The 12,349-nt window shown below is 53.2% G+C and carries 12 protein-coding genes; all 12 read left to right on the plus strand.

Going from position 1 to position 12,349, the window contains the following annotated elements:
- Positions 1-41: 41 nt before the first annotated feature.
- The 12 genes from ACRAUW_RS13550 (at position 42) to flgL (ending at position 11,942) form a co-directional block, all read left to right on the plus strand.
- Positions 42-866 carry a CheR family methyltransferase gene (locus ACRAUW_RS13550; protein ID WP_431362702.1) on the plus strand — a complete coding sequence of 275 codons (825 nt, stop codon included), beginning with the start codon at positions 42-44 and terminating at the stop codon, positions 864-866.
- Between the two features lie 295 nt (positions 867-1,161).
- Complete coding sequence (gene flgB / locus ACRAUW_RS13555) at positions 1,162-1,560, plus strand: flagellar basal body rod protein FlgB (protein WP_431362693.1); 399 nt, start codon at positions 1,162-1,164, stop codon at positions 1,558-1,560.
- A complete protein-coding gene (gene flgC, locus ACRAUW_RS13560) occupies positions 1,560-1,979 on the plus strand; it encodes a flagellar basal body rod protein FlgC (protein WP_005334167.1) in 420 nt (139 codons plus the stop codon). Before flgB ends, flgC begins: the two co-directional genes overlap by 1 nt.
- A gap of 16 nt (positions 1,980-1,995) precedes the next feature.
- Positions 1,996-2,775, plus strand: a complete 780-nt coding sequence (locus ACRAUW_RS13565) for a flagellar hook assembly protein FlgD (protein ID WP_431362694.1) — start codon at positions 1,996-1,998, stop codon at positions 2,773-2,775.
- 10 nt (positions 2,776-2,785) lie between these two features.
- Positions 2,786-4,123 (plus strand): flagellar hook protein FlgE, encoded by a 1,338-nt coding sequence (gene flgE / locus ACRAUW_RS13570; protein ID WP_431362695.1) that lies wholly within the window; start codon positions 2,786-2,788, stop codon positions 4,121-4,123.
- Positions 4,124-4,264: 141 nt separating this feature from the next.
- Positions 4,265-5,011, plus strand: coding sequence for a flagellar basal-body rod protein FlgF (gene flgF / locus ACRAUW_RS13575; RefSeq protein ID WP_431362696.1), 747 nt, complete (start codon positions 4,265-4,267; stop codon positions 5,009-5,011).
- Positions 5,012-5,025: 14 nt separating this feature from the next.
- Positions 5,026-5,814: a flagellar basal-body rod protein FlgG gene (flgG, locus tag ACRAUW_RS13580; protein ID WP_431362697.1), complete on the plus strand. Its 789-nt coding sequence runs from the start codon at positions 5,026-5,028 to the stop codon at positions 5,812-5,814.
- A 14-nt stretch (positions 5,815-5,828) separates the two neighbouring features.
- On the plus strand, positions 5,829-6,500 hold the full coding sequence (flgH, locus tag ACRAUW_RS13585; protein ID WP_431362703.1) for a flagellar basal body L-ring protein FlgH: 672 nt from the start codon (positions 5,829-5,831) through the stop codon (positions 6,498-6,500).
- An 8-nt stretch (positions 6,501-6,508) separates the two neighbouring features.
- The gene (locus ACRAUW_RS13590) at positions 6,509-7,606 is read left to right on the plus strand and encodes a flagellar basal body P-ring protein FlgI (RefSeq protein ID WP_431362698.1); all 1,098 of its coding nucleotides are present in this window, start codon (positions 6,509-6,511) and stop codon (positions 7,604-7,606) included.
- 42 nt (positions 7,607-7,648) lie between these two features.
- Positions 7,649-8,722, plus strand: a complete 1,074-nt coding sequence (gene flgJ, locus ACRAUW_RS13595) for a flagellar assembly peptidoglycan hydrolase FlgJ (protein WP_431362699.1) — start codon at positions 7,649-7,651, stop codon at positions 8,720-8,722.
- Between the two features lie 3 nt (positions 8,723-8,725).
- Positions 8,726-10,729, plus strand: a complete 2,004-nt coding sequence (locus ACRAUW_RS13600; RefSeq protein WP_431362700.1) for a FlgK family flagellar hook-associated protein — start codon at positions 8,726-8,728, stop codon at positions 10,727-10,729.
- A gap of 4 nt (positions 10,730-10,733) precedes the next feature.
- On the plus strand, positions 10,734-11,942 hold the full coding sequence (gene flgL / locus ACRAUW_RS13605; protein ID WP_431362701.1) for a flagellar hook-associated protein FlgL: 1,209 nt from the start codon (positions 10,734-10,736) through the stop codon (positions 11,940-11,942).
- The last annotated feature ends 407 nt before the right edge of the window (positions 11,943-12,349 follow it).

Below are 12,349 nucleotides of genomic sequence, written 5' to 3' on the forward strand. Positions count from 1 at the left end.
AAGGCCGTACAAAACGCACTCTAATAAAGAAGAACAGCTGCATGAAGACACTTTCGGACGACTTATACAAACAGTTCAGCAACTTTCTGGCAGTACAGAGCGGAATTGTGTTGGGGGACAACAAGCAGTATCTGGTGAAGAGCCGTCTTTCACCTTTGATGGTTCAGTTTGGCATCGAGAGTCTGTCTGATCTGGTTACCCGTGCAATGAGTGTGCGAGAGCGTGACCTGAAAATGGCCGTGGTGGATGCCATGACGACCAACGAGACTCTCTGGTTTCGTGATACCTATCCGTTTCAGCTGCTGACAGACAAGATTTTCCCTGAATTGGGAAAAAGTGGCCGCCCCATCAAAATCTGGTCAGCAGCTTCCTCGTCAGGCCAGGAGCCCTATTCCATTGCCATGACGGCACTGGAGCAGCAGATGAAAAAGCCGGGCACCTTGCCTGGTGGCGTGCAGATTGTCGGGACGGATATTTCGACGACCATGCTCAATCAGTGTAAGGAAGGCGTTTACGATAGTCTTGCTCTGGCGCGAGGTTTGTCCCCCGAGCGCAAGAAGATGTTTTTTGAGCCCTGCGGTGACAACAAGATGCGGGTGGTAGAGCGAGTCAGAAAATTGACCACCTTCCGGCCGATCAATTTGTTGGAGAGCTATAGCCTGCTCGGCAAATTTGACATTATTTTTTGCCGTAACGTGCTCATCTATTTCGCACCGGAAGTGAAGTCCAAGATCCTCAACCAGTTTGCCGCCAGCCTCAACCCAGGGGGATATCTGATGTTGGGGGCATCGGAGTCACTAGCTGGGTTGACTGACCGGTTCGAGATGATCCGCTGCAATCCGGGGATTGTTTACAAGGTAAAATAGGCCTGATTCCCTTGATATTTTGGGGTTTTCCAAGCCATTGTCAGTGTATGTGAAGAGGGAAGCGATGGCCTTCCCTCTTTCTTTGTCTACTGATCAGTCCTTCAATTTACTTGCCATCTCTCGCCACTATAGCGGTGGTTCAACCTCTATGGAGGTCAGATGCTGCACTCTGGTCATGGGGGCAAGATACTTCCGTTGTTTCCGCTCTGAAAGGCGCCCACGCCCAGCTTTTCGATCTGAATTTCTCTAATGGCACACCTCTTGCTTATAAAAATTATTAAGCAGGAGGTGTGCTATGGCTTTTTCATTTGACAAGGCATTCGGCGTGCATCAACACACGATAAGCGTTCGCGCCAAGCGTGCTGAAGTGCTTTCCAGCAATATTGCCAACGCCGATACCCCGGGCTTCAAGGCCAGGGATATCAATTTTGCTCAGGCATTGCAGGAGGCCCAGTCGGATCAAGGTTTTGGTCTGACAACGACCAGTGAAAAGCACTTTGCCTTGAATATGGAGGCTCCGGGGTCAGTGCAATATCGTCGCCCGCTGCAACCGGATACCGGTGACGGCAATACAGTCGATGTGCAGCAGGAGCGCAGCGAATTTCTGCGTAATAGCCTCGAGTATCAAACCTCCCTTGAATTTATGAATAGCAAGATCAGTGGCCTGCTCAAGGCTCTGAAAGGAGAGCAGTGATGAGTTTGTTCAAGGTCTTTGACATAGCAGGCTCGGCTATGAGTGCACAGTCAGTGCGCCTCAACACAGTTGCCAGCAACATGGCCAACGCGGACAGCGTCAGCTCCAGTGTGGAAAATACTTACCACGCCAGGCGGCCAGTCTTTGCCGCCCAGCTCGATCAGGCGATGTCTGACAAGCAGGGCTCAGTCGGGGTGGAGGTGAAGGGGATTGTCGAGAGCAAGGCGCCACTGCTCAAGGAGTACAACCCCAATCACCCGATGGCGGATAAAGACGGTTTTATCTTCAAGCCAAATGTCAACATGGTCGAAGAGATGGCTGACATGATCAACGCCTCACGCAGTTATCAGACCAATGTACAGGTTGCCGATTCGGCCAAGAAGATGCTGCAGCAGACACTCCAGCTTGGCAAAGGGTAAATAGAGGATTTTTATTATGTCTGACATAAATAATCTTTATTGGAATCCCTCTCGTAATGCAGGCGTATCAACCTCTAGTACCAATAATGCTACAGCGCCCATCGGGAGTAATGCAAAAACAACAGCGCCCAAGAAAGAGCTGGATCAGGCTTCATTTATGAAGCTGCTAACAATGCAATTATCGTATCAAGACCCTTTCAAGCCTGTCGACAATGCCCAGATGCTTTCCCAAATGGCGTCCATGTCAACTTCGGAGGGGATCAGTAGTTTGTCTACCCAGATGGGGAAACTCAATGACCAGATGATTTCCAGTCAAGCCCTGCAAGCATCCTCTTTAGTAGGTCAAAACGTGCTACTGCCAAGCAATATAAGCTATTTAGACAAAGAGGGGCCACTATCAGCAGTCGTAGCGGTTGGCACTACTAATAAATATGCGAATATCAAAATCACTATCGAAGACGAAAAGGGACAAGTTATCAAAGAGTTTCCTCTGGAAGGAGAGCAAAAAGGTAACGTCGAAGTCGCTTGGGATGGTACAGACAAGGCTGGTAACCGAGTTTCTGCAGGCAAGTATGTCGTCAAAGCCAGCGGTACTCTTGATGGCCAGTCGGAAAATATTGCTGCATACACTTATGCCAAAGTGGATAGCGTTGCCTTGGGCAATGCAACTAACCCGACTCGTCTCAACTTGAGAGGGCTGGGGAGCGAATATCTGAACAATATTCTGCAAATTTCAGGCACCAATTCAAATCCGACGGTTGCACCGTCAAAAACCACGTCGACAGCATCGATCTAAGGAGCTGGATATGTCATTTAACAATGCCTTGAGCGGTGTCAACGCGGCACAAAAAGACTTGAACGTCACCGCCAACAACATTGCCAACGTTAACACCATGGGCTTTAAAGAGTCCCGTGCCGAGTTTGCGGATGTCTACGCCAACTCCATCTTTGTCAATGCCAAGACTCAGGTCGGTAACGGTGTGGCGACCGGTGCGGTTGCCCAGCAGTTCCACCAGGGGGCGCTGCAATTTACCAATAACGCGCTGGACTTGGCGATTCAGGGGAATGGATTCTTTGTGACCTCCGATGGCCTGACCAACCTGGATCGCACCTATACCCGTGCCGGCGCCTTTAAGCTCAATGAAAACAGCTATATGGTCAACAATCAGGGCCATTACCTGCAAGGCTATGAAATTAATCCTGATGGTACGCCCAAGGCTGTCAGTATTAATGCGACTAAGCCTATTCAAATACCTGATAGGGCTGGTGAGCCTAAAATGACTTCACTGGTGGAGGCAAGTTTTAACTTGAGTATCGATAGTAAAACAAAGCCTACTTTGCCCGCTAATTTTGATCGCACTAACTCGTCAACATATGCTCATTCAACATCAGTAACTATTTATGATTCGCTTGGTGCTCCCCATACAATCACCAAATATTTTGTCCGCCATGAAGATCCGGCCAATGCGGGGCAGCCTCTGAACCCGGGAACTTGGAGTATGTTCATGTATGAAGGGGACAAGCCTATAAATATTAATGGTGGTACTGCGAGTCCAGGAGCAGGTATTCCCACTGGTCTGCAGATGACATTTACTCCTTCGGGTAAGCTGGATACAACCATACCGGTTGTGCCTATCAAGACTGTTGCATTGGGCAATGGCGCCGGTGGAGCAGGGATTATCGATAATGGTGCAGACCCGACTCAGACGTTGGAAATTCGTCTTGGGACTGTTACCCAATACAACTCACCTTTTGAAGTCAACAAATTGACTCAGGATGGTGCGACAGTGGGCCGTCTAACAAAGGTTGAAATTACGCCAGACGGTGTTGTTTCTGCCACGTACAGTAACGCCACCACACTCAAGGTCGCCATGGTTGCCATGGCCAAGTTTGCCAACTCGCAAGGATTGACTCAGGTTGGCGATACCTCCTGGCGCCAGTCCTTGCTCTCTGGCGATGCTTTGCCGGGGACGCCAAATTCCGGAACATTTGGTACCATCAAGTCATCGTCACTGGAGCAATCCAACGTGGATTTGACATCCGAGCTTGTGGACCTGATCACGGCCCAGCGTAACTTCCAGGCCAACTCCCGTTCTCTGGAGGTCAACAGTTCGCTGCAGCAGACCATCCTGCAGATCCGTTAATCGCGCAATGAATGATAATGGGAGGGGATTGCCCCCTCCCTGCTTCAGTCGCCCCCCCGACCTCCTCATCCTCCCATATTCTGCTGTTGGCACTCTAATTGCATTTCTCCTGTCAGAGTCATCTGTTTGACGGAGAATTCCATGGATCACCTGCTTTATATCGCCATGTCCGGGGCCAAAGAGACCATGAACAGCTTGGCTGTTAGGGGCAACAACCTCGCCAATGCCAATACCACTGGTTTCAAGTCCGATTTCGAGCAGGCCAGAAGCATGCAGGCATTCGGTGAGGGCTTGCCAAGCCGGGTGTTTGCCATGGCTGAACGTCCGGGCCAGAACCTGCAGCATGGCATGCTGATGACGACCGGGCGGGATCTGGATGTGGCGGTAGATGGTCCGGGCTGGATTACCGTGCAGGACCCCAAAGGGGGTGAGGCCTATACCCGCATGGGGAATTTGCAGGTCAATGCGACTGGCAACTTGCAAACCTCGACCGGTCTGAACGTAGTGGACGATGGCGGTAAGCCTATCGTGCTACCGATGCCGATGGAAAAACTCGAGATCAATCGGGATGGCACTATCAGTGGTCGACCGGAGGGGGCCGCCGCCAACTTGCCGGAAGATTTTCAGCGGATCAAGCTGGTTAACCCGGCCGCCGATGCGGTGGAGAAGGGGCAAGATGGTCTGTTTCGCCGCAAGGATGGCCAGAAGGAACCTGCCGCGGCCAATGTTGGCCTGATTGCCGGCTCCCTGGAGGGAAGCAACGTCAATGTGGTGGATGAGATGACCAACCTGATCCGGCTGCAACGCCAGTTCGAAACCCAGGTCAAAATCATGAAGACGGCCGAAGAGAATGATGAAGCTCAAACCCAACTGCTGCGAATCAGCTAATCAAGGAGTTACCTATGAATCCCGCACTTTGGATCAGTAAGACCGGGTTGGATGCACAGCAGACTAATATCTCGGTCACCTCGAACAACTTGGCGAACGCCAGCACCGTGGGCTTCAAAAAGTCACGGGCCATCTTTGAAGATCTGCTTTATCAGAACATCAATCAGCCCGGCGGTCGCTCCTCTGCCGATACCGAGCTCCCTTCCGGCTTGATGCTGGGAGCGGGTGCCAAGGTGGTGGCGACTCAGAAAAACCACAGTCAGGGCAACGTGCAAACCACCGACAACTCGCTGGATTTGATGATCAGTGGCCGTGGTTACTTTGAAGTCCAGCTGCCAGATGGCAGCCTGGCCTATACCCGCAATGGTCAGTTTACCCTCAATGATGAAGGGACCATTGTGACTCCTGGTAATGGTTACCCATTGCAACCGGAAATCCAGATCCCGGAAAACGCCCAGAGCGTCACGGTGGGCGAGGATGGCCAGGTCTCGGTGCAGCTCAAGGGGGATGGTGCCTCTCAGGTGGTGGGTCAGATCAACCTCTCCGATTTCGTCAACGCCAGCGGTTTGCAGCCGATGGGGGAGAACATGTTCGTCGAGACCCAGTCCAGCGGTGCTGCCGCGCAGGGGACTGCCGGTGCCGATGGCCTTGGGGTGATCAAGCAGGGGATGCTGGAGACCTCCAACGTTAACGTGACCGAAGAGTTGGTAAACCTTATTCAGGCGCAGCGGGTCTACGAGATGAACTCCAAGGTGCTCTCTGCCGTGGATGGCATGATGTCCTTCCTGATCCAGCGTACCTAATTGGGAGGTGCATGATGAAAGCCTTATGGATGCTGGGATTGCTGGTACTGGGCGGGTGTAGCAGTACACCCAATACACCCAAGCCTGATGATCCCGAGTTTTCTCCCGTCTACGGGGAGTCGGAGCCGGTTTCGGTGCGGCCGACAGGGGCTATTTTCCAGCCGGATCAGGTCAATGGCATCTATTCGGATATCAAGGCGCACAAGGTTGGTGACATCATTACCATCGAGCTGTCAGAGTCGACCTCCGCCTCGAAAAAGGCCAATACACAGAGTGGCAAGGACAACAAGTTTAATCTGGATCCGGTCAAGCTGGGCGGCGTGCCGGTCACTGCCAGCCCCTATGATCTCTCGGCATCCATTGGTCAAGACAGTGCGTTCAAGGGACAGGCCAAGGCAGATCAGAGCAACAGCCTGCAGGGCAATATTTCGGTCAGCGTGGCCAAGGTGCTGCCCAACGGCAATCTGCTGGTGCGCGGCGAGAAGTGGATCATGCTCAACAATGGCAACGAATATATCCGGATCACCGGCCTTATTCGCCCGGAGGATGTGACGTCTGATAACAGCGTTTCGTCCCAGAAAGTGGCCAATGCCCGCATTTACTACGGTGGTACCGGTGATCTGGCCAATACCCAGGAACAGGGATGGCTTACCAGCTTTTTCAATGGTCCCTGGTGGCCACTCTAGGAGATGTTATGAAGTCACTCCGTCTTGTCACTCTGCTCTGCTGTCTGCTGCCCCTGGGGGGGGCTAATGCGGCCAGGATCAAGGATATCAGCACGGTTGAAGGGGTACGCAACAACCAGCTGATTGGTTACGGTCTGGTGGTGGGGTTGCCCGGTACGGGCGAGAAGAACAACGCCTTCACCGAGCAGACCTTCCGCACCATGCTCAACAACTTTGGCATCAAGGTGCCGGATAATATCAAGCCCAAGATCAAGGATGTGGCGCCGGTAGCGATTCATGCCGATCTGCCCCCCTTTTCCAAACCGGGTCAGACCATTGATGTGACGGTGTCTGCCATCGGTGAGGCCAAGAGCCTGCGAGGCGGCACTCTGCTGCAGAGCTTCCTGAAAGGGCTCGATGGGCGGGTGTATGCGGTCGCCCAGGGCAGTCTGGTAGTGGGGGGGCTGGGAGCCGAGGGGGCTGATGGCTCCAAAGTGGTGATCAACACCCCGACAGTGGGACGTATCGCCAATGGTGCGACCGTGGAGCGGGAGGTACCTAACGCCTTCAGCCAGGGGGACACGATTACCTTCAACCTTAACCGCCCCGACTTTACCACTGCGCGCCGTCTGGCCGATGTGGTCAACGATCTGGTGGGGCCCAATACCGCTCAGGCACTCGATGCCACCTCGGTCAAGGTCTATGCCCCGCGGGATCCGGGTCAGCGGGTCTCCTATCTCGCCACCATCGAGAACCTGGAGGTGGATCCGGCCAACGAGGCGGCCAAGATCATCGTTAACTCCCGCACCGGCACCATAGTGATCGGCAGTCAGGTCAAGCTCAAACCGGCGGCTATCAGCCACGGCGGGCTGACGGTGACCATCGCCGAAAACCAGCAGGTCTCCCAGCCCAATCCGCTGGCAGGGGGAGAGACAACGGTGACCAACGACTCGACTATCAATGTCCAGCAGGAGCCTGGGCGGATGTTCAAGTTTGATACCGGTGCGACCCTGGATGAGCTGGTTCGTGCGGTCAATCAGGTTGGGGTCGCCCCCGGTGATTTGATGGCTATCCTCGAGGCGCTGCAGCAGGCAGGTGCTATCGAAGGGCAACTGGTCATATTGTAACAGCGGCAAGTGGTTGCCATGGGTGGCAATGAGGTAAGCAAAATGGCGGAGTTTGACACCAACAGCGGCATGAATCTCGGGATGGTACAGGACATCAAGAACCTGGATCGTCTGCGTCAGATGAGCCAAAGCAAAGAGGGACAGGCCGAAGCGCTCAAGAGTGCGTCACGCCAGTTCGAGTCAATCTTTACCCAGATGCTGTTTCAGAGCATGCGTCAGGCCAACGGGGTGTTGACTCAGGACAACCCGATGAACAGCAGCTATACCCAGTTCTATGAAGGGATGCTGGATGAGCAGCGGGTTGCCGACATCTCCAGCAAGGGGGGACTGGGATTGGCTGACATGGTGGTTAAGCAGCTCTCTCCCGAGACCTTTACCCATCAGGATGGACGGGTGCTCAAGATGCCGCAGCGCACCGAACGGACCTACAAACCCTATCAGCCACCCACGGCGGCGGCCGATGGTTTGATCGCGGCATCAAAAGTTGGCAAAGATTTTGCTGAAAAAGAGATGACCGAGGGGGTCAAGGAGAGCCACGCACTCACTATGCCCCGTCGACCGCACCGCAGCATTCCGCCTATGGGACGTATTGCCAGTGAAGATCGCGGAGCCAGCGGAAGTGGGAGCAAGGAGTTCGCTACGCCGGAAGAGTTTGTCAATCGCCTGATGCCGCTGGCCAAGAAAGCGGCCGACAAGTTGGGGTTAAGCCCGGCGGTACTGGTCGCTCAGGCGGCACTGGAGAGCGGTTGGGGCAAGCGGGTGATCAAGGATGGCGAGGGGCAGGTGACCCATAACCTGTTTGGCATCAAGGCCGATCCGCGCTGGGAAGGGCCCAAGGCCGTGGTCAGCACGCTCGAGTATGAGCAAGGCGTTGCCTCCCGCCAGAAAGCGGCATTTCGCTCCTATGAGTCGTTTGAAGAGAGCTTCAACGACTATGTGGACTTCCTCACTTCCGGCTCTCGCTACAAGGGCGCCCTGGCGAAGGTCGATAGTCCTGATCGCTACTTCGAGGCGCTGCAACAGGCGGGTTATGCCACCGACCCGCACTATGCCAGAAAACTGAAACAGGTATTGCGCAGTGATGCCATTGCCCAATACAACGAGATGGAGTTGTAACCTATGGCAAGCGACCTGCTTGGGATTGGTTCATCGGGCGTGCTGGCACAGCAACGTCTGTTGCAGACCACCAGTAACAACATAGTGAACGTCAATAGCCAGGGCTATGTGCGTGAGCGTACGCTGGTGTATACCAATGCCCTTGGTCTGGGTACCGGTGACATCAAGACCGAGCGGGTGATCAACGACTATATGCAGGGGGAGGTGCGTCGTGACACCTCCGCCTATCATGCCTCCCAGACCCATTACCAGCAGTTGGCTGACGTTGACAGCTTGTTGGCGGATACCGGCAACAGCGTGGGGGCGGCGATTACCTCCTACTTCAAGTCATTCCACTCAGCCAATGAATCGCCCGCCGAGCTTGGGGGACGCAAGATTGCGATGACGGAATTGAGCAGTGTGGTCAACCGCTTCCATACCCTTTCGGCGCAGCTTGACAAGCAGAGCGATACAATCAACACCCGTGTCGAAGATGAAACCAAGCAGGTCAACAGTCTGCTCATCAGCATCAATGATCTCAACCAAGCTATCATCCGCACCCAGGGCGGGCCCGAAGAGAACCTGATGCTGTTTGATCAGCGGGATGAGGCGATCCGCAAGTTGTCGGAGAAGATGGATATTCGCACCGTAGTCCAACCCAACGGCAGCATGCTGGTCAATATGAGCACCGGTCATTCGTTGATCCTAGATGGGGGAGTCGCCCAGTTCAAAGTGATTGCGGGGGATCCTGACTCTCGGGCCCAAGAGTTACAGCTGACTCTGGGGGATAATCAGGCAACCATAGATAACTCGACTTTTGGCGGTGCCATGGGAGGGCTGTTCAAGGCGCGTGCCGATCTTGAGCCCACCAAGCGAGAACTGGGGCAGCTGGCCGTGGCGATGGCCGATGCGATGAACCAGCAGAACCGCCTCGGAATGGATCTGGATAACGAGATTGGCGGTGATATCTTCACCCTGCCCACCAGCAAGGGTTTACCCTACGGCAATAACACGGGGACGGTCGGGGCGAATGTCAGTTTCGTGCCGGGCAAGGGGACATCAGTGACCCCGTTTGATTATGAAGTGCAATTTAGCAGTGCCACCGGTTATGAGATATTCTCGCTGGACAAGTCAGGCAATCGCACTTCTGTAGCAACGGGCACGACTCCTCCTGCAACGTTTGAACTTACTGGTCACGGCATTTCAATCGATCTCACCGGTACCCCTGCCGCGGGTGACAAATTGTTGCTGCAACCGACCAAGGGCGTGGCTGCCGGATTGGAGCCGTTGATCACCCGGTCGGAAGATTTGGCCCTGGCGTCCCCGCTCAAAGCAGAAAAGAGCACCAATAATGGCGGCGGGGCCGGGATCAAACTGGGCGGTGTATTCAATACCGGGACGGGGTCGGGCTTTGGCACCAACAGCCTGAGCATGACGGCACCTCAGGTGGTCAAAATCGATGCCAGTGGTAACTATCAGGTATTTCAAGCCGATGGTACTACCTTGGTCGGCACTGCACCTGCGAGCAGCAAGGGGCAGAACCTGATGTCGGCTATCGTTAACCCGTTTCCCGCCGGAGCCGCTGTCTATGCCAACCCGAAACTGGCGCCTGGCTACGAGTTCAGCATCACAGGGGCTGTGGATCCCAATGATAGCTTCAAGCTCAGTTATAACAGCAATGGCTTTGCCGATAACAGTAATGGCTTGGCGCTGGCCGAGCTGCAAAACAAGGAGCTGGTGCGCAAGAGCACCAATGGTGGGACCACCAACGACAAGATGACTTTTAATCAGGCTTATTCCGGGTTGGTGATGGAGGTGGGCAACAATACCAGTCAGGCAAAAACTCTGCTCAAGGCCAATGAATCGAAGCTTGTTCAAAGTACGGGCATCTTTGAAAGCGTATCAGGGGTCAACCTGGAGGAGGAGGCAGCCAATTTGATCCGTTTCCAGCAATCCTATGCGGCATCGGCGCAGATCGTCAGCACAGCCAAAACCATTTTCGATACACTGCTCTCTTCCGTGAGGTAACGTCATGCGCATCACCACCAACATGATCTACGACCGGAATATCTATTCCCTCAACAGTGCCAACGAGCGGTTGAATACCGCTTATCAACAACTGCAAACCGGCAATAAATTCCAGACTGCCGGAGAAGATCCCTCTGGGATGAGTCAGAAGATGGCCCTGACCAAGGAGATCGAGCTGTTCAAGCAGTACAGTGTCAATGGCAGCTTGTTGGAAAACAGCCTGGGGCATGAAGAGACGGTATTGGATTCTCTCAATACGGCGATGCTCAGTGCCCAGACCCTGATCCAGAAGTCAAATAATGGCGCTATCAGCACGGATGATCGCAAGGCTATTGCCAGCGAGCTGGAGGGATTGCAGCAGCAGATATTCGATCTGATGAACAGCAAAAATTCCTCTGGTGAATTTATATTTGGTGGCAATCAAAGCAAAACCCAGCCGTATATAAAAGATGTCAACGGAAAATATATTTATCAGGGTGATCCTGGTCAGCGAAAAATTCAGGTATCACCGACAGTGCAAATTGCTGCCAATGATTCAGGGCAGGATCTGTTCGAAATTGTGGCGACCAGAAGAACCGCCAGCGCAACCACTGCGAACATCAAGGTCGGGATCGGTGACCAAGGTAATTTTGATAATTTTTTCAAATCCACTTACAACTCGCTACTGCCAAGCAACTCCTATACGGTATCAACCACCATTGGCCCACCGGATACCTATGATATCAAGGATAGCGGTGGCACTACCTTGCAGACGGGGAATTATATTCCCGGCACCAAGATTCCCTTTAATGGCCTCGAGCTGACTTTGGATCAACCCGCTGGCGGTACTGCACAGCAGTTTGCTCTCAATCCACCCCAAAATGACAATGTGCTGAACGGCATGTCTGATTTAATTACGGCTCTGCGCGATCCCGCTATTTCTGCCGATACATTCGAGCAGGAAATAGCAGATGCCACCATTCATATGAGAAATGCCCGCCTGAATATCGATCATGGGTTGGGGGCGCTGGGTGGCCGGATGAACAGCCTGGAGCATGTTATGGGCTCCAATGAGGGATTGAGTAACCTCAACGCCGAGGCGAGAGCTCAAGTGTCGGAGGCGGATCTTTATGAGGTGATTTCTACCTTGTCAAAAGAGGATGCAGCATTGAGTGCCTCGCAACTCTCTTTCAGCAAAATAAGTCGTCTGACGTTGTTTGACTATATTCGTTAATAAAGAGGGCCGCCCTATTAGCAGCATGCCAGGATGAAGATGCTGACCACTGAATTTTACCCAATATGACTGCATCGGAGTGGCTTAGGGCGAATTCAATTCAGCAGTGCAACATCCGCTCAATATCTAGGCCACCTTGAACCCAGGGCGAGAGCACCCTAATCTAAAAAATGAATAATCAGGTCAAAACGCCAGCCATTCGTATGAATATTACTCACACCTTGAAGTGAAACGGAGTGCTATTTACTCACCGATTGGGTGTTTTGTGGCCGAACGTCATATTTGTTACTTTTAACAAAGTATGCTCCCGCCCTGGCCTTGAACCAGCCGATTTCTTGGCCAACTTGCATAGATGCCGATACTTTGGATGGAATTTTAATTGATATCTAATATTAAGTTCCTGTATA

Source organism: Aeromonas sp., from assembly GCF_050633025.1.
Taxonomy (GTDB): domain Bacteria; phylum Pseudomonadota; class Gammaproteobacteria; order Enterobacterales; family Aeromonadaceae; genus Aeromonas.

Bases quoted from the DNA above. Each gene is read 5' to 3' on its own strand.
- ACRAUW_RS13550 (WP_431362702.1), top strand. From the start codon at position 42: ATGAAGACACTTTCGGACGACTTATACAAACAGTTCAGCAACTTTCTG.
- flgB (WP_431362693.1), top strand. From the start codon at position 1,162: ATGGCTTTTTCATTTGACAAGGCATTCGGCGTGCATCAACACACGATA.
- flgC (WP_005334167.1), top strand. From the start codon at position 1,560: ATGAGTTTGTTCAAGGTCTTTGACATAGCAGGCTCGGCTATGAGTGCA.
- ACRAUW_RS13565 (WP_431362694.1), top strand. From the start codon at position 1,996: ATGTCTGACATAAATAATCTTTATTGGAATCCCTCTCGTAATGCAGGC.
- flgE (WP_431362695.1), top strand. From the start codon at position 2,786: ATGTCATTTAACAATGCCTTGAGCGGTGTCAACGCGGCACAAAAAGAC.
- flgF (WP_431362696.1), top strand. From the start codon at position 4,265: ATGGATCACCTGCTTTATATCGCCATGTCCGGGGCCAAAGAGACCATG.
- flgG (WP_431362697.1), top strand. From the start codon at position 5,026: ATGAATCCCGCACTTTGGATCAGTAAGACCGGGTTGGATGCACAGCAG.
- flgH (WP_431362703.1), top strand. From the start codon at position 5,829: ATGAAAGCCTTATGGATGCTGGGATTGCTGGTACTGGGCGGGTGTAGC.
- ACRAUW_RS13590 (WP_431362698.1), top strand. From the start codon at position 6,509: ATGAAGTCACTCCGTCTTGTCACTCTGCTCTGCTGTCTGCTGCCCCTG.
- flgJ (WP_431362699.1), top strand. From the start codon at position 7,649: ATGGCGGAGTTTGACACCAACAGCGGCATGAATCTCGGGATGGTACAG.
- ACRAUW_RS13600 (WP_431362700.1), top strand. From the start codon at position 8,726: ATGGCAAGCGACCTGCTTGGGATTGGTTCATCGGGCGTGCTGGCACAG.
- flgL (WP_431362701.1), top strand. From the start codon at position 10,734: ATGCGCATCACCACCAACATGATCTACGACCGGAATATCTATTCCCTC.